This is a genomic window from Streptococcus mitis, from assembly GCF_016658865.1.
Lineage (GTDB): Bacteria > Bacillota > Bacilli > Lactobacillales > Streptococcaceae > Streptococcus > Streptococcus mitis_BT.
This window is the reverse complement of the sequence record NZ_CP067992.1, coordinates 1,568,136-1,585,635: the sequence shown is the minus strand read 5'-3', so window position 1 is coordinate 1,585,635 and position 17,500 is coordinate 1,568,136. Positions and strand designations below refer to the sequence as shown.

At 41.7% G+C, this 17,500-nt stretch carries 17 protein-coding genes and 1 pseudogene; 9 read left to right on the top strand and 9 right to left on the bottom strand.

The annotated features are described in order from the left end of the window. Nucleotides 1-4 precede the first annotated feature (4 nt). The 7 genes from cysE to dtd all read left to right on the top strand — a co-directional run bounded on the left by cysE (nt 5) and on the right by dtd (nt 7,526). Entirely contained in the window at nt 5-622 is a 618-nt protein-coding gene (cysE, locus tag JJN14_RS07930) for a serine O-acetyltransferase (RefSeq protein WP_000539975.1), read from the top strand. 235 nt (nt 623-857) lie between these two features. Then, complete coding sequence (gene cysS, locus JJN14_RS07925; RefSeq protein ID WP_201058356.1) at nt 858-2,201, top strand: cysteine--tRNA ligase; 1,344 nt, start codon at nt 858-860, stop codon at nt 2,199-2,201. Then, entirely contained in the window at nt 2,194-2,580 is a 387-nt protein-coding gene (locus JJN14_RS07920; RefSeq protein ID WP_201058355.1) for a Mini-ribonuclease 3, read from the top strand. The genes cysS and JJN14_RS07920 overlap by 8 nt, the downstream gene beginning before the upstream one ends. Nucleotides 2,581-2,583: 3 nt before the next feature. Then, nucleotides 2,584-3,453, top strand: a complete 870-nt coding sequence (locus tag JJN14_RS07915; RefSeq protein ID WP_201058354.1) for a helix-turn-helix domain-containing protein — start codon at nt 2,584-2,586, stop codon at nt 3,451-3,453. A 112-nt stretch (nt 3,454-3,565) separates the two neighbouring features. Continuing rightward, the gene (locus JJN14_RS07910) at nt 3,566-4,696 is read left to right on the top strand and encodes an ABC transporter ATP-binding protein (protein ID WP_000229953.1); all 1,131 of its coding nucleotides are present in this window, start codon (nt 3,566-3,568) and stop codon (nt 4,694-4,696) included. A 134-nt stretch (nt 4,697-4,830) separates the two neighbouring features. Then, the gene (locus JJN14_RS07905; protein WP_201058353.1) at nt 4,831-7,053 is read left to right on the top strand and encodes a RelA/SpoT family protein; all 2,223 of its coding nucleotides are present in this window, start codon (nt 4,831-4,833) and stop codon (nt 7,051-7,053) included. A gap of 29 nt (nt 7,054-7,082) precedes the next feature. Further along, a complete protein-coding gene (gene dtd / locus JJN14_RS07900) occupies nt 7,083-7,526 on the top strand; it encodes a D-aminoacyl-tRNA deacylase (protein WP_070479776.1) in 444 nt (147 codons plus the stop codon). A gap of 38 nt (nt 7,527-7,564) precedes the next feature. Here dtd and JJN14_RS07895 read toward each other — a convergent pair whose 3' ends face one another. The 8 genes and pseudogenes from JJN14_RS07895 to JJN14_RS07855 form a co-directional block, all read right to left on the bottom strand. Next, a complete protein-coding gene (locus tag JJN14_RS07895) occupies nt 7,565-7,978 on the bottom strand; it encodes a hypothetical protein (RefSeq protein WP_081109311.1) in 414 nt (137 codons plus the stop codon). An 18-nt stretch (nt 7,979-7,996) separates the two neighbouring features. After that, entirely contained in the window at nt 7,997-8,410 is a 414-nt protein-coding gene (locus JJN14_RS07890; RefSeq protein WP_201058352.1) for a hypothetical protein, read from the bottom strand. A 129-nt stretch (nt 8,411-8,539) separates the two neighbouring features. Continuing rightward, a complete protein-coding gene (locus JJN14_RS07885) occupies nt 8,540-9,247 on the bottom strand; it encodes a nicotinamide mononucleotide transporter (protein WP_000749110.1) in 708 nt (235 codons plus the stop codon). A 120-nt stretch (nt 9,248-9,367) separates the two neighbouring features. Further along, a pseudogene (locus tag JJN14_RS07880) lies at nt 9,368-10,017 on the bottom strand (metal-dependent transcriptional regulator). Nucleotides 10,018-10,095: 78 nt separating this feature from the next. Then, nucleotides 10,096-10,590, bottom strand: coding sequence for a thiol peroxidase (gene tpx / locus JJN14_RS07870; protein ID WP_201058351.1), 495 nt, complete (start codon nt 10,588-10,590; stop codon nt 10,096-10,098). Nucleotides 10,591-11,011: 421 nt separating this feature from the next. After that, nucleotides 11,012-11,941, bottom strand: coding sequence for a metal ABC transporter substrate-binding lipoprotein/adhesin PsaA (gene psaA, locus JJN14_RS07865; RefSeq protein WP_201058350.1), 930 nt, complete (start codon nt 11,939-11,941; stop codon nt 11,012-11,014). A 31-nt stretch (nt 11,942-11,972) separates the two neighbouring features. After that, nucleotides 11,973-12,821 carry a metal ABC transporter permease gene (locus JJN14_RS07860; RefSeq protein ID WP_201058349.1) on the bottom strand — a complete coding sequence of 283 codons (849 nt, stop codon included), beginning with the start codon at nt 12,819-12,821 and terminating at the stop codon, nt 11,973-11,975. Then, nucleotides 12,818-13,540, bottom strand: coding sequence for a metal ABC transporter ATP-binding protein (locus JJN14_RS07855; RefSeq protein WP_000619164.1), 723 nt, complete (start codon nt 13,538-13,540; stop codon nt 12,818-12,820). The genes JJN14_RS07860 and JJN14_RS07855 overlap by 4 nt, the downstream gene beginning before the upstream one ends. 179 nt (nt 13,541-13,719) lie before the next feature. Here JJN14_RS07855 and pepO point away from each other — a divergent pair, with 179 nt between their 5' ends. Both pepO and JJN14_RS07845 read left to right on the top strand, forming a co-directional pair. Next, nucleotides 13,720-15,612, top strand: coding sequence for an endopeptidase PepO (pepO, locus tag JJN14_RS07850; RefSeq protein WP_201058348.1), 1,893 nt, complete (start codon nt 13,720-13,722; stop codon nt 15,610-15,612). A 59-nt stretch (nt 15,613-15,671) separates the two neighbouring features. After that, complete coding sequence (locus JJN14_RS07845; protein ID WP_201058347.1) at nt 15,672-16,436, top strand: hypothetical protein; 765 nt, start codon at nt 15,672-15,674, stop codon at nt 16,434-16,436. Nucleotides 16,437-16,542: 106 nt separating this feature from the next. On the opposite strand, the gene JJN14_RS07840 is transcribed toward JJN14_RS07845, so the two are convergent. Beyond that, nucleotides 16,543-17,172 (bottom strand): MBL fold metallo-hydrolase, encoded by a 630-nt coding sequence (locus JJN14_RS07840; protein ID WP_042750483.1) that lies wholly within the window; start codon nt 17,170-17,172, stop codon nt 16,543-16,545. Nucleotides 17,173-17,500: the final 328 nt, after the last annotated feature.

Sequence of the window (17,500 nt, the reverse complement as noted above, 5' to 3'; positions counted from 1 at the left end):
ATGTATGGGATGGTGGCGCGAAACCATTGATATCGTAAAAGAAAATGATCCAGCGGCCCGCACCACTTTGGAGGTTTTGCTGACTTATCCAGGTGTCAAGGCCTTGGCGGCCCACCGTCTTTCGCATTTTCTCTGGAAGCATGGCTTCAAACTCTTGGCTCGTATGCACAGTCAGTTTTGGCGCTTTTGGACTCAGATTGAGATTCATCCAGGTGCCCAGATCGATTCAGGGGTCTTTATCGACCATGGCTCTGGTTTGGTGATTGGGGAGACAGCGATTGTTGAAAAAGGTGTTCTCCTTTATCATGGAGTGACTCTTGGGGGAACAGGGAAAGACTGTGGCAAACGCCATCCTACCGTTCGCAAAGGAGCGCTTATATCCGCTCATGCCCAAGTCATTGGACCCGTTGAAATCGGTGAAAATGCCAAAGTCGGTGCAGCAGCAGTAGTTGTTGCAGATGTTCCAAGTGATGTGACAGTGGTTGGAATTCCTGCTAAGATCGTCCGAGTTCATGGACAGAAGGATGAGCCAACGATTCATGAAGTTGAAGAAAGACGAGAGTACTACGTTAATAAACTTGAGCAGGCTAAAGAAGCCAGTCACAGATCGTCTGGGCTCTAATTTATGATGATTCTTTTATCTATTAACATTTTTTAAAAGACGATATTCGACTGAGTAGGTCGTAAAGCAAAAGGGCGACTGTCAGCCCTTTTCTTGCATTTATTTGATTCTTCTTTTACTTTTTAGAAAGGAGCAAGGGATTCCGAAGTGTAGAGATATTCGGACTGAAATTCAATTGAATTCTTAGTAATGAAACTAACTGTTCTTGGATTTTGGTTTTCCTGACTATTATTTTATGATTAAAATTTACGACACCATGTCTCGTGATTTGCGAGAGTTTGTCCCGATTGAGGACGGCAAGGTCAAGATGTATGTTTGTGGGCCAACCGTGTACAACTATATCCACGTGGGGAATGCCCGCTCAACAGTGGCTTTTGATACCATTCGTCGCTATTTTGAGTATCGTGGGTACGAGGTTGCCTATATTTCCAATTTTACGGATGTGGATGATAAGATTATCAACCGTGCCAAGGAAGAAGGTATCACGCCTCAGGAGGTTGCGGACAAGTACATCGCTGCCTTTCGTGAGGATGTGACAGCCTTGGGCGTCAAACCTGCGACCCGCCATCCTCGTGTGGTGGAGTTTATGGCTGACATCATCCGCTTTGTGGAAGACTTGATTGAAAAAGGCTTTGCCTACGAGAGTCAAGGAGATGTCTATTTCCGTGTGGAAAAATCTCACAACTATGCCAAATTGGCTAATAAAACCTTGGAAGATTTGGAGCTGGGTGCTTCAGGTCGTACCGATGAAGAAACAGGTCGTAAGGAAAATCCTGTAGACTTTGCCCTCTGGAAATCTGCCAAATCAGGCGAGATTTTTTGGGACAGTCCTTGGGGACCTGGTCGTCCGGGCTGGCACATCGAGTGTTCAGTCATGTCGACAGAGATTTTAGGTGATACCATTGATATTCACGGTGGTGGAGCCGACCTAGAGTTTCCACACCACACCAATGAAATTGCCCAGTCAGAAGCCAAAACAGGTCAGACCTTTGCCAACTACTGGATGCACAATGGCTTTGTCAATATCGATAATGTCAAGATGTCTAAGTCTTTGGGGAACTTTATCACTGTTCATGATGCCCTCAAAACTCTTGATGGTCAAGTGCTTCGTTTCTTCTTTGCGACACAACATTACCGTAAGCCTATCAACTTTACGGAAAAAGCAGTTCGCGATGCCGAGACCAATCTCAAGTATTTGAAGAACACTTATGAGCAACCGTTTACAGGAAAAGTGGATGTCAAAGAGTTACAAACCTTTAAAGACAAGTTTGTAGCAGCTATGGATGAAGATTTTAACGCTGCCAACGGTATCACAGTTGTTTTTGAAATGGCCAAATGGATTAACTCAGGTAACTATGATGCAAGTGTTAAGGAAGCTCTTGCAGCTATGTTAGAGGTCTTTGGAATTGTCTTTATTGAGGAAGTTTTGGATGCAGAGATTGAAGACTTGATCCAAAAACGCCAAGAAGCGCGTGCTAATCGTGACTTTGCGACAGCGGATCATATTCGTGACCAATTGGCTGCTCAAGGGATTAAGCTCCTTGACACCAAAGATGGAGTGAGGTGGACACGTGATTGATGTCAATCTCATTAACGGGATTGCGCTAGCCTTTGAGGGGGATGCGGTGTATTCTATGTATATTCGCCGTCACCTCATCCTCAAAGGTATGACCAAACCCAATAAACTTCACCAAGAAGCGACCAAGTATGTGTCAGCCAAAGCTCAGGCTCGCCTGATTTCTCTTATGTTGGATGAGCAGGTCTTAACGGAAAAAGAAGAAGAAATCTACAAACGTGGCCGCAATACCAATAGTCACACCAAGGCCAAAAATGCCGATGTGGTAACTTACCGTATGTCCACAGGTTTTGAAGCAGTCATGGGCTATCTCCATATGACTGAAAATCTGGAACGTCTTGAGAGCTTGATTTCGTGGTGTATCCAAAAAGTGGAGGACTAGGACATGATGGCAAAAGAACTACAAGACTGGTTTCCTGAAGCTCGGATTTCAGACCAACCAGTAGAGAAAGAGGGCTATCTCACACTCCCTTTAGCTTCTCAGCAGTGGATTTTGCTGGAGGAAGCTGGGCTCAGCGAGCGTGAAAAGCAGCTGGTTGCCCTTTTGACCCAGGAAAAGCAAGGCAATTCTACCAATCCTTGGTATTCTTATTTGGTTGAAGGAAAGGGACAAGCTCCCCAAATTTTTAAAAAGATTCAATTGGTCTATTGTCATTTATCCTATTTTCAACAGGAAAATCTATCCTCTTGGCTGGATATGATGCGGACTCTTTTTCCGAACTGTCAGACTGTGATTCAGGTCGGAGCTCAGGATTATGTTTTCGTGCTTCAACAAGATAAGTACACGTCTGTACGAGCTATTTTAAGTGATACGATTGAAGCGGTTGAGTATGACTTTGGACTGCGTCTGTCTATCATGTTAGGACAGGTTTGGTCTCAGACAGGACATCAAACCCTATCAGACTTAATCAAAGCAGAGCGGGATTTATTTAAGACTTGGTGGCGTCAGGGTCACCAAGGTGTCCATACTTTTTCTCAGCTCTATCTTTGGAGTATGGGAGAAAGACTCGTGAACTTGAAGGCAATCAAGGAGTGTCTACACCAGATGATTTTGGATCAGGACCAGATTCAGGAAATCATTCTCTCTCTTTGGGAAAATAGTGCTGTCTTAACTAAAACAGCCCAGCAACTCTATCTGCACCGTAATTCTCTTCAATACAAGATTGATAAATGGGAAGAATTGACAGGGCTTCAGTTGAAGGAATTGACTGACTTGACCCTGTGTTATCAATTGATTTTACCAGATATTTTATAAAGTTTTGTGCAAGTTGCACAGAACTTTTTTATTTTTTTGGTCATCTTGCCATAGAAAAGTAAAGCGTTTTCATCTATAATAAAACTATCAAAAGACAAAAGGAGTTCACCTCATGGTAGAATTGAATCTTAAAAATATTTACAAAAAATATCCAAACAGCGAACACTACTCAGTTGAAGACTTCAACTTGGACATCAAAGACAAAGAATTTATCGTTTTCGTAGGTCCTTCAGGATGTGGTAAATCAACAACTCTTCGTATGATTGCTGGTCTTGAAGATATCACAGAAGGAACTGCATCTATCGATGGCGTGGTTGTCAACGACGTAGCTCCAAAAGACCGTGACATTGCCATGGTATTCCAAAACTACGCTCTTTACCCACATATGACTGTTTATGACAACATGGCTTTCGGTTTGAAATTGCGTAAATACAGCAAGGAAGACATCGACAAACGTGTGCAAGAAGCAGCTGAAATCCTTGGATTGAAAGAATTCTTGGAACGTAAACCAGCTGACCTTTCAGGTGGTCAACGTCAACGTGTTGCCATGGGTCGTGCAATCGTCCGTGATGCAAAAGTGTTCTTGATGGACGAACCTTTGTCAAACTTGGATGCCAAACTTCGTGTATCAATGCGTGCTGAAATTGCGAAAATCCACCGTCGTATCGGAGCTACAACTATCTACGTAACTCACGACCAAACAGAAGCGATGACACTGGCAGACCGTATCGTTATCATGTCAGCAACTAAGAACCCTGCTGGTACAGGTACTATCGGACGTGTAGAACAAATCGGTACTCCTCAAGAAGTTTACAAAAACCCAGTTAATAAATTCGTAGCAGGCTTCATCGGAAGCCCAGCTATGAACTTCATCAATGTGAAATTGGTTGGTAGCGAAATTGTTTCTGACGGTTTCCGTTTGAAAGTTCCAGAAGGTGCTTTGAAAGTTCTTCGTGAAAAAGGCTACGAAGGTAAAGAATTAATCTTCGGTATCCGTCCAGAAGACGTGAATGCAGAACCTGCTTTCCTTGAAACATTCCCAGAATCAGTTGTCAAAGCTACTATCTCAGTATCAGAATTGCTTGGTTCAGAATCTCACCTTTACTGCCAAGTTGGTAAAGATGAATTTGTTGCCAAAGTTGATGCTCGTGACTACTTGCAAACAGGTGCAACAGTTGAACTTGGATTTGACTTGAACAAAGCACACTTCTTCGATGTAGAAACTGAAAGAACGGTTTACTAAGATAAAAGAAACTTAAAACACTGCTAGAGAAATCTGGCAGTGTTTTTTGAGATGTGGATTGATTGAGAGGGAATTTTCTAGTTTTCATATTCTTAAAAAAGTGATAAAATGGTAGGAAGAATTGGAGAGTAGAGATGCCGAAAGAAGTGAATTTAACAGGCGAAGAAGTTGTCGCTTTAACCAAAGAATATTTAACGGAAGAGGATGTCCATTTTGTCCATAAGGCCTTGGTCTACGCGGTGGAATGCCATAGTGGTCAATATCGCAAATCAGGTGAGCCTTATATTATTCACCCCATCCAAGTGGCAGGTATTTTAGCTAAGCTCAAGCTGGATGCTGTAACGGTAGCTTGTGGTTTCTTGCATGACGTGGTAGAAGATACAGAAGCGACTCTGGATGATTTGGAAAGAGAGTTTGGCCCTGACGTGCGGGTAATCGTTGATGGGGTTACCAAGCTTGGTAAGGTCGAGTACAAATCAATTGAGGAGCAGTTGGCTGAAAATCATCGCAAGATGCTCATGGCCATGTCTGAGGACATCCGCGTTATCTTGGTTAAACTGTCTGACCGCTTACACAATATGCGGACCCTGAAACATCTTCGAAAAGACAAGCAGGAGCGTATTTCCAAAGAAACTATGGAAATCTATGCGCCGCTTGCCCACCGTCTGGGGATTTCTAGCGTTAAATGGGAATTGGAAGACCTATCTTTCCGTTATCTTAATCCAACGGAGTTTTACAAGATTACCCATATGATGAAGGAAAAACGCAGAGAGCGTGAAGCCTTGGTGGATGAGGTAGTTACAAAATTAGAGGAATATACGACGGATCGTCACTTGAAAGGGAAGATTTATGGTCGTCCCAAGCATATTTACTCGATTTTCCGCAAAATGCAGGATAAGAGAAAACGTTTTGAGGAAATCTATGACCTGATTGCCATTCGTTGTATTTTGGATACTCAAAGTGATGTTTATGCCATGCTTGGTTATGTACATGAGCTTTGGAAACCAATGCCAGGTCGTTTCAAAGACTATATCGCTAACCGCAAGGCCAATGGTTATCAGTCTATCCATACGACTGTCTATGGGCCAAAAGGGCCTATTGAGTTCCAGATTCGAACTAAGGAAATGCACGAGGTCGCTGAGTATGGGGTTGCGGCCCACTGGGCTTATAAGAAAGGCATTAAGGGGCAGGTCAACAGCAAGGAATCAGCTATTGGTATGAACTGGATCAAGGAGATGATGGAGCTCCAAGACCAGGCTGATGATGCCAAGGAATTTGTGGATTCTGTTAAGGAAAACTATCTGGCTGAGGAGATTTACGTCTTTACCCCAGATGGAGCTGTCCGCTCTCTTCCAAAAGATTCAGGACCGATTGATTTTGCCTATGAAATCCATACAAAAGTTGGGGAGAAAGCGACGGGTGCCAAGGTCAATGGTCGTATGGTTCCACTGACAACCAAGCTCAAGACAGGGGATCAGGTTGAAATTGTCACCAACCCCAACTCCTTTGGGCCAAGCCGTGACTGGCTCAATATGGTCAAGACCAGCAAGGCGCGTAACAAGATTCGTCAGTTCTTTAAAAACCAAGACAAGGAATTATCTGTCAACAAGGGTCGTGAAATGTTGATGGCCCAGTTCCAAGAAAACGGCTATGTGGCCAATAAATTCATGGACAAGCGTCACATGGACCAAGTTTTGCAAAAGACTAGCTACAAGACAGAAGAATCCCTTTTTGCGGCCATTGGTTTTGGAGAAATCGGTGCGATTACCGTCTTTAACCGTCTGACTGAAAAGGAACGCCGTGAGGAAGAACGTGCCAAGGCCAAGGCGGAAGCAGAAGAGCTTGTCAAAGGTGGCGAGGTCAAGGTTGAGAACAAAGAAACCCTCAAGGTTAAGCATGAGGGTGGAGTGGTTATTGAAGGAGCCTCAGGTCTCCTAGTGCGGATTGCCAAGTGTTGTAATCCTGTTCCTGGTGACGATATTGTTGGCTATATCACTAAGGGGCGTGGTGTGGCTATTCACCGTGTGGACTGTATGAACCTGCGCGCCCAAGAAAACTACGAGCAACGTCTCCTTGATGTGGAGTGGGAAGACCAGTACTCTAGCTCAAGTAAGGAGTATATGGCCCATATCGATATTTACGGTCTCAACCGTACAGGACTGTTGAATGATGTACTGCAAGTTCTTTCAAACACAACCAAGAATATTTCAACGGTCAATGCTCAACCAACCAAGGATATGAAGTTTGCTAATATCCATGTGTCTTTCGGCATTGCCAACCTCTCTACATTGACCACGGTCGTGGACAAGATTAAGAGTGTACCAGAAGTTTACTCTGTCAAACGGACCAACGGCTAATTGCCCGAGCTCTTACTAGAAAGGCTATTATGAAAATCATTATCCAACGGGTTACAAAAGCCCAAGTTAGTATCGAAGGTCAGATTCAGGGAAAAATCAATCAGGGGCTCTTATTGCTGGTTGGTGTTGGACCAGAAGACCAAGAGGAAGATTTGGACTATGCTGTGAGAAAACTGGTCAACATGCGTATTTTTTCAGACGCAGAAGGCAAGATGAACCTGTCTGTCAAAGATATTGAAGGAGAAATCCTCTCTATTTCTCAGTTTACCCTCTTTGCGGATACTAAGAAAGGCAATCGTCCAGCCTTTACAGGTGCAGCCAAGCCTGATATGGCATCAGACTTCTATGATGCATTCAATCAAAAATTAGCGCAAGAAGTACCCGTTCAGACAGGCATCTTTGGAGCGGATATGCAGGTTGAACTGGTCAATGACGGTCCAGTTACCATTATCCTTGATACTAAAAATAGATAAGAAAAACCAAGCCCAGTCGGCTTGGTTTTTCTTATCTATTACAAAATACTCCAAAATGAAATCGGTTCTTGATAGGCCTTGGGGAAATCTCTTTTCAGGCTTTGGCAGATGCGATAGGAAGGGACGAGATGTCCTAGGACGAGGAGAGTTCCCTGAAGGAAAAGTGGGATACCCCTTAAAAACAGCAAGGAGAGAATCATCAAGATATCCCATAAGAGGCTTTGTAAGGCAAAACGCCAGAATCTCGGTCTAATCTGGGAATAGAGGTGACTAAAGTGGTCACAAAGTTGGTTAGAAAGATAGGTCAATAGCACAGGATGAAAGAAAATGAGCCAACCGCTATAAATCAAAATCCAATCCCAAGTAAGCCCCTCTTTAAATGTCAAAAATGCCAGCATGATTCCATCAATGACAAGGAGTTGAATGCTTTTGATGAAGATGATTTTTTTCATGCTAAAACCTCCTTTTCCTTAGAGACACTCCCATAAAGAGATGTGTTTATCGTAAAAATCTGGATAGTGTTCTCTTAGGTAGTCAGCCGTCATATAATATAAAGTAGAATGACAAGCAGTGATGATTGGCATAAGAGAGTAAAAACGCTGAGAACTAATGAAGGCTAAGAGGACAAAAAATAGAAAATCAATGGAGAGAACTCCTAAATAGTAGAAGCGAATCTTTTTATTGATTTGAGGATAAATCTCAGAGAATTGATGTTTGAGTCGGACAAGCAAGCGAAATAACAGAAGTCCTTGAGTAAGGAGGAAAATAAAACCAGTGAGCAAGAGCCGGTCGAAAGCTGTCTCGGGTCTAGTGCTAAAAAATGCAAATAGTAGCAAATCGATGACTGCAATTGCTATAAAATGGATTCTAAAGAGATTTTTCATAAGATGACCTCCCTCTTTTATCTAGCTTCATTCTACTCCAAAAGAATGGGAGTTACAAGTAAAATGATAAAAATAGCAGAAGGGAGATTCTCTTAAGTCGACTTGTTTTTTTATTTAAGTTTTCTTCTATTATCTTACTTCTTCATCATTCCAGACAAATAAAGCTCCGATTGCATTGAGGATATAGAAGATGTATTTTCCGATATTGGCAAAGTTTCCTTGAATACCAGCCTTTGTAAGCTGCACAAAATTGTAAATCAACCAAAAGCCCCACTGAGTTGTTAGTTTCAATGCGTTAAAAGCATTGGCAATGAGGGACAATGCAAAGGCAATAGTTGTTACGTAGGCAAGGAGATTCATCTTTCCTCCATAGCCGATATAGTTTGTCACAAAGGCAAAGAGGAAGGCGATGATTGAAATGATGATGGCCGCCAATTTTAGCTGTTTTTGGCTCATTTGGTTGGGTCTGCCTTCTTGCGAAGCTTCCCATTTCTTAATAGCAAAGGTATAAATGAGGAAGGTGACGGGATAGGTAATGATGGCTGCCTTATTTCCAAGGATATAATCAATAGCACCGGACAAAATGGTATTAACAATACCAAAGTAATTTCCCCATTTGCTTAATTTTCCCGTGAAACGAGTGGACAACATGGAAATCCCAACGTTGGTTACGGAAATCAATCCAAAGGGTACAAGAGCTGTCCATGGTCCCCAGTCTACAAATTTATCGAGGCGGGAGTTGAGGTAACCAGATGCAATTGCAATCCCAACGACCAAAGCAACCCCGAAGAGGTCAAACCATTTGGATGTCGCAAAAATTTTTAGTGATTTTTTCATATATTAAAATATCTTTCTTTTTTTTAACAAATATTATACAACTAAATGAAAGTAAAATCAAATGATAGAAATAAAACCCTGAAAATAAAATTTTCAGGGGTGGTTGGGGTACTTGAGAAATTAGTTGATTTTTTCGACATAGAGTTGTTTGGCAATGTCCATACCTACTTGTAAATCCTCGTTTTTACTGAGGATAGTGAAGGTATTGCTAAAGCCATCAAACTGCTGGACTTGGAGACAGTCACCGATGTGAAGTGAGTGCTTATCCAAATAATTGAGAATGTCAAAACTATCGTGCACTCGAGTCAGGCGGTAGGCGCCAGCTTCCTTGATGTCAGCTAGTGGCAGGTTATTGATTTCAACCAGGAGTTCTCCCTTGGCGGGAATAGTTCCTCCGTGAGGGCAGGTCTTGGGGAATCCAAGCAATTTTTCTAGTCTCTCCACGAATAGCTCAGATACAGTATGTTCCAAGACTTCAGCTTCCTCGTGAATCTGGTCACTCGTATAGTCTAAATGATGGACTAGAAAAACTTCAATCAAGCGATGCTTACGGTAGAGCTCTGAGACCAGTTTGAGTCCAAGATCAGTCAGTAGATAGCCACATTCCTTGTCCTTAAGGATGAGATTTTCGCTCTTCATCCGTTTAATCATTTCAGTTACGGCAGGGGAGAGACTTGCATACGAGCCGCAATTTCCTTGTTGGTAATCTTATGCAAATCTATGCCAATTTCATAAATACACTTTAGATAATCTTCTTTATTCGGGGTCATTCGTTTCCTCTTGTCTAATATCTTTATCTAGTATATCAAAAAAAGCTAGATTTCTCTAGCTATCTGCCACAATGGCTTCTAATTTAGTTCTTTAGCAGCTGCAATTGCGGCTTCGAAGTTTGGCTCAGAATTGATATTGTCCACATATTCAACGTAGCGAATAGTATTGTCAGTATCGAGGACAAAGACTGCGCGTGCCAATAGGTGCCACTCATTGATTAAGAGGGCATAATCACGTCCAAAGGAATGGTCGAAATAGTCTGAGAGCATGATGGCATTTTCAATACCTTCAGCACCGCACCAACGTTTTTGGGCAAAAGGGAGGTCCATGGAAACAGTCAAGACGACCGTGTTGTCCAGTCCAGCCAGTTCTTGGTTAAAGCGACGCGTTTGAGTTGAGCAGATGCCTGTATCGATAGAAGGCACGACACTCAAGACTTTTTTCTTGCCATCAAAATCAGCCAGAGATTTTTTAGAAAGGTCTGTTGTAGTAAGTGAAAAATCAAGTGCCTTGTCGCCGACTTGTAGTTGTTTACCTGTAAAGCTCACAGGATTTCCGAGAAAAGTTACCATAGGATACTCCAATCATTTTTCTTCCATTTTAGCTGAAACAGTCGGAATTTTCCAATGATTTGACCGGAAATATGGATATAGAAAAAACGCCAGCTCATGTGAGAATGACGTTTTTCAGATTTTTTATCTATATGATATTTCTCGAAGGTAGTGCGGACGGGAGCAACTTCCTTCGGAATTTCATCCCTAATTTTTGAGCCTTAGGTCTCAAAAATTCCGTCCTAGATAAGATCAAAGTTCTTATCTAGGATACCACTACAGTGAGAAATATCTGGTAAAAACTCACTTTGTTCGTACTGATTTAAGAAATCTTTATTCTTATAAACGCTGTTTTGTAGCTAGAGATAGAACTAACAAAGCTAATATTAGAAGTAATGTAAAGAGAGACAAGAATCTAGTAATAGATAAACCAATATCTAGATTATTTTGCCAATCCTTCAGCAATCTTATCAAGGTTGTATTTCATCATGTTGTAGTAGCTGTCGCCTTCTTTACCTTGTTCTGCGATAGAGTCAGTAAAGATTTGTGCGTAGATTGGGATGTTTGTGTCTTGTGAAACAGTTTTCATTGGACGGTCATCCACACTAGATTCTACAAAGAGGGAAGGAGTTTTTGTTTGGCGAAGTTTTTCAACCAAGGTCTTGATTTGGTCAGGTGTTCCTTCTTCTTCGGTATTGATTTCCCAGATGTAGGCACTTGGGACACCGTAGGCTTTAGAGAAGTATTTGAAGCATCCTTCGCTGGTTACAATGAGTTTTTTCTCAGCAGGGATGTTGTTAAATTTCTCCTTAGCTTCCTTGTCAAGTTTGTCTAGCTTATCAGTATATTCTTTAAGATTTTTTTCGTAGAATTCCTTGTTGCTAGGGTCTTTAGCGCTCAATTGTTTTGCGATATTTTTAGCAAAGATCATCCCATTTTCAAGGTTAAGCCAAGCGTGTGGGTCTTCTTTACCTTTTTCGTTTTGGCCTTCAAGGTAGATAACATCAACGCCTTCACTGACTGCAAAGTAGTCTTTGTTTTCAGTTTTCTTGGCATTTTCTACCAATTTTGTAAACCAAGCATTGCCACCTGTTTCAAGGTTGATCCCGTTATAGAAAATCAAATCAGCTTGAGATGTTTTCTTAACGTCTTCAGGGAGTGGTTCGTATTCGTGTGGGTCTTGACCAACAGGAACGATACTGTGAAGATCAATCTTGTCACCAGCAATATTTTTAGTGATATCAGCGATGATAGAGTTTGTAGCAACAACTTTTAGTTTTTGACCAGAAGCTGCATCTTTTTTTCCGCTAGTACATGCTACGAGAACAATGGCGGAAAGAAAAAGAACCAACAATGTACCTAATTTTTTCATTAGATCCTCCAATTTATTGGGGCTTTACCCCTTATTTTAACAAATGTTTATTTTTTAGTTTCAAATATCGTTGTTTTGGAGCGATAAAGAAGCTAATGAGAAAGAAACTAGCGGCTGTAAGCACGATACTAGAACCTGCCGCAACGTTAAAGCTATAACCGATAAAGAGCCCCAAAACTGAAGCAGTAGCTCCAAAGGTTGAGGAAAGGAAAATCATGCTTTTCAGGCTATTAGCATAAAGATAAGCAGTTGCAGCTGGGGTAATCAGCATGGCTACAATCAGGATAGTTCCGACACTTTGCATGGCTGTCACAGACACGAGAGTCAGGAGTACCATGAGAAGGTAGTGATAGAAATTGACAGGCATTCCCATGGCTTTGGCCAAGAGTTCATCAAAGGAAGTTATCAAGAGTTGCTTGAAGAAAATCCAGATTAACAAGAGAATGACTGCCCCAACACCGATAGTAATAAACATATCCGTATCTTGGACGGCTAGGATATTACCAAAAAGGATATGGAAAAGGTCAGTTGAACTTTTAGCGACACTAATCAAGATGATACCGAGGGCTAAGAAAGAAGAAAAGGTAATGCCGATGGCGGTATCGCTTTTGATAATCGAGTTTCCCTTGATGTAGGTAATGATGATGGCAGCTAGCAATCCAAAGACAATGGCTCCGATAAAGAAGTCAACGCCCAAGATGAAGGAGAGGGCTACACCTGGTAAGACAGCATGTGAAATGGCATCTCCCATGAGTGACATCCCGCGTAGGATGATGAAACATCCCACAGCTCCAGCTACGACCCCGACGACAATGGCTGTTATCAAGGCGTTTTGTAAGAAATGGAATTTTTGCAATCCATCGATAAATTCTGCAATCATAGGTCACCTCCATTGAAAAAGAGTCGATTACCGTAAGCTTCTTTGAGATTGGCTTCGGTAAAGGTTTCTTTGGTTGGACCAAAGGCAATCACTTCTCGATTGACAAGCAAGACTTGATCGAAGTAGTGGGGAACCTTGCTGAGGTCGTGGTGGACGATGAGAACCGTCTTGCCAGCTTTTTTCAAATCTCTCAGCGTATTCATGATGATTTCCTCACTAACAGAGTCAATCCCAACAAAGGGTTCATCCAAGAGGATATAGTCGGCTTCTTGCACCAAGCATCTGGCAATCAAGACCCGCTGGAACTGACCTCCAGACAGTTGACTGATTTGCCGTTCAGCGTAGTCAGCTAGACCGACGATTTCAAGGGCCTCTTGCACTTTCTTCCAATGTTTAGCATTTAAACTGCGAAAGAGAGGGATAGAGGGAAAGAGTCCTAACGAGACGCATTCCTTGACCTTGATGGGAAAGTTGTAGTCGATATTGATTTTTTGTTCGACATAGGCAATTCGGTGTAAGGATTTTTTAACTTCCTTGTCATCGAGAAATGCCTGACCTTGATGTGGGATAATTCCCAGCATACCTTTTAATAATGTTGATTTCCCAGCACCGTTTGGACCAATGATACCGGTAATTGTTGGTCCTTGGAGCACTAGTGAAATATCCTTAAGTGCCAATGTTTCTTTGTAGGAGACACTGAGGTTTTCGATACGTATCATACAGTTGTATTCCTCCTGCCTCTTAATATACCTTAAAAAAAAAATTAAGTCAAGTTAATTTTTGAAAAATTTAAAATAATAACTGAAAAATGATGGAAAAGGAAAGTCCATTTTTAATTGCATTCCCAAGCAATTTTTGTTAAGCTAGCAATAACTTAAAAAATGAAAGCGAGAACAAGATGACACGTTATCAAGATGATTTTTATGATGCCATCAATGGAGAATGGCAGAAGACAGCTGAAATCCCAGCAGATAAGTCTCAAACGGGAGGTTTTGTTGATTTAGACCAGGAAATTGAAGACTTGATGCTGGCGACAACAGACAAGTGGTTGGCAGGAGAAGAGGTGCCTGAGGATGCTATCTTGGCAAACTTTGTCAAATACCACCGCCTAGTTCGTGATTTTGATAAGAGAGAAGCTGACGGTATCACACCTGTCTTACCACTCCTTAAAGAATTCCAAGAGTTGGAGACTTTTGCGGATTTTACAGCTAGACTAGCAGAGTTTGAACTTGCAGGAAAACCTAACTTCCTTCCTTTTGGTGTATCGCCAGACTTTATGGATGCAAGAATCAATGTTCTATGGGCCAGTGCTCCAAGCACGATCCTGCCAGATACGACCTACTATGCAGAAGACCATCCTCAGCGCGAAGAGCTCTTGACTCTTTGGAAAGAAAGCAGCGCAAATCTTCTCAAGGCTTATGATTTCTCTGATGCAGAAATTGAAGACTTGCTTGAGAAAAGACTTGAATTGGATCGCCGAATTGCAGCAGTGGTGCTTTCTAATGAAGAAAGTTCAGAGTATGCTAAACTTTACCATCCATATGATTACGAAGATTTCAAGAAATTTGCGCCTGCCCTACCTTTGGATGACTTCTTCCAAGCCGTTCTTGGACAAGTACCAGACAAGGTTATCGTAGACGAGGAACGTTTCTGGCAAGCAGCAGACCAATTCTATAGTGAAGAGGCTTGGCCTCTCCTCAAGGCAACCTTAATTTTAAGTGTTGTCAATCTCTCAACCAGCTATTTAACAGAAGAAATTCGTGTTTTGTCAGGTGCCTATAGCCGTGCGCTTTCAGGAGTTCCAGAAGCCAAAGACAAGGTCAAGGCAGCCTACCAGCTAGCACAAGGTCCTTTCAAACAAGCCTTGGGTCTCTGGTATGCCCATGAAAAATTCTCTCCAGAGGCCAAGGCAGATGTGGAGAAAAAAGTGGCAACCATGATTGATGTCTATAAGGAACGCTTGGCTAAAAATGACTGGCTAACTCCTGAAACTCGTGACAAGGCCATCGTCAAACTCAATGTTATCAAGCCTTACATCGGTTACCCAGAAGAATTGCCAGAACGCTACAAGGACAAGGTAGTGGATGAAAATGCTAGTCTTTTTGATAATGCTCTGGCCTTTGCGCGTGTGGAAATCAAGCACAGTTGGAGTAAGTGGAACCAGCCTGTTGACTATAAGGAGTGGGGAATGCCTGCTCACATGGTCAATGCCTACTACAATCCTCAGAAGAATTTGATTGTCTTCCCAGCAGCTATTTTACAGGCGCCTTTCTATGACTTGCATCAGTCATCTTCTGCTAACTACGGTGGTATTGGAGCAGTTATTGCCCATGAAATTTCCCACGCCTTTGATACTAACGGAGCTTCCTTTGATGAAAATGGTAGCCTCAAGGACTGGTGGACAGAGAGCGACTATGCTGCCTTCAAGGAGAAAACACAAAAAGTTATTGACCAATTTGATGGACAGGATTCTTATGGTGCAACCATCAACGGTAAATTGACTGTGTCAGAAAACGTGGCTGACTTGGGAGGAATCGCCGCAGCTCTTGAAGCAGCTAAGAGAGAACCAGACTTCTCAGCAGAAGAATTTTTCTACAACTTCGGTCGCATCTGGCGCATGAAAGGTCGTCCAGAATTTATGAAACTTTTGGCTAGTGTCGATGTGCACGCACCAGCCAAACTCCGTGTCAATGTGCAAGTACCAAACTTCGATGATTTCTTTACAACCTATGATGTCAAAGAAGGAGATGGTATGTGGCGTTCACCAGAAGACCGCGTGATTATTTGGTAATGAATCGAATCTAATACTAAAATCCGTAAATCTATATAGGATGGGTTAGAGAGGTTAATATGAAGAAATTTTTAATGATATTTTCAGTTATTCTTACTATTTTTGTTTTAGCATCTTGTGGTGCAAACAAAAAAGATGAAAAAATAGAACCTTCGGCAACACAATCATCTTCTACCAAAGAGGAACAGAAGGAAAGCTCTACGAAGTCAGAGAGCCAAACTAGTACAAGTTCTTCAATGGCAACGCCGTCAACAACAATGGAAACGAAAAGCGAAACAGGAAAAGATTTGTACAAGGAAGTAATAGAGCGGTACAATCACTATCAGGCACTTTTAAGTAGTGGCGACCGAGAATCCTTGTATGAAAAGTTGAAACAGAACAAGATTTTTTCTGAAGAGTATGGCTATATCTTTACACTAAGCACCTACGATAAACCAGCTAGTCTTCATTATGTGTTTGCTGATTTAAATAAGGATGGTCAGGATGAATTGATTATTGGAGATAAAAAATATATAGGGGCCATTTACTATTTAGAGAATAAACAACCCAAGTTGCTTCATACAGCTTATGTAGCTTCTGCAGGTGGTTTTCGTTCCAGTTTAGTTATCTATGAAAATGGTCAAGTCAGATATGCAGACTGGCAGTCAACACGACCAGAAATGAACTTAAGTCTATATGCTTTTGATAAAGACGGAGTACAGAAGATTAAAGAAGGAATCTTTCAAATTGGTAGTGATCAAAAGCCAGAGCAAATCTTAGGGATTTCTTCTAATGAACTTGATTTAGCTAAATTTGAATGGAAAGAATTTGAGTCAGCTAACTAATGTTCTATGAAGTTCAATACTAGACTAGATTCTAAAATCAAAGAATGGAGAATTGAATAGCAGTACACAAAAACCAAGGATAAAAAATTCCTTGGTTTTTTGCTAGCTAGAAAAAAGGATTGAAGGTCTTTTCGTGAGCAATAGTAGTAGCTGGACCATGCCCTGGATAGACGTCATAGTTTGGCAGGGTGAAGAGTTTGGTCTGGATGCTATGAAGGAGTTGCTCCATACTACCAGTCGGAAGGTCGGTCCGTCCGATTGTTTCTCGGAAAAGAGCATCCCCTGTTAAGACTAGGTGAGCATCAGGAAAGACGATAGAAACACCACCGATAGAGTGACCAGGAGTTGGCAAGACAGTAAAACGAAATTCCTCTAGTTGGTATTCTTCATGAAAGACAAAGGTGTGCTCTGCAGGTTTTGCGACCACATCTGCCATATCATCGTGGCGAGGAAGCCCAGAGAGATTATCGACAGGGGTGTAGAGCCAGCTGGCTTCACTCTCTGCGATATAGACAGGAGGATTTCCAAAAGTCTCGCGAACTAGGTCTAAACTCATGATATGGTCATAATGGGCGTGGGTCAAGAGAATAGCACAGATAGGTTTGTTGATGTTCTCTATTGTCTGACGAATAGCTTCCCAATGGCTACCAGGGTCGACAACGATGAGGTATTTTTCACCTTCCAGGTAATAGGTGTTTTCATAGGCAACAGGATTCACAGTTTTATGGATTTTCATACTAGCTCCGATCTCAAAGAATGTACTAAATTAAGTATAGCACAGTTAGGGGGAATAAAGTAGACAGAAAGTTTTTCTTTATAGAAGGTTCCTTGCTATCTATTTCATTCTGTTCAAAATAGAGATAGCTATTTTTAGAGCGAGGAACTAGCTAGAATTTTTAAAGATTTCATAGAGCTTTTTATTGATTTAGATGTAATTTAAAGCCAACGAGCTGGAGAGTAAATTATTGAAAAAATGGATAATGAATCAAAAAAATTGTATCTTACAGTAGAGACAAGTTTTTGTCTGTGAACAGCAAAATATACATGTAGAGTTAATTTAAATT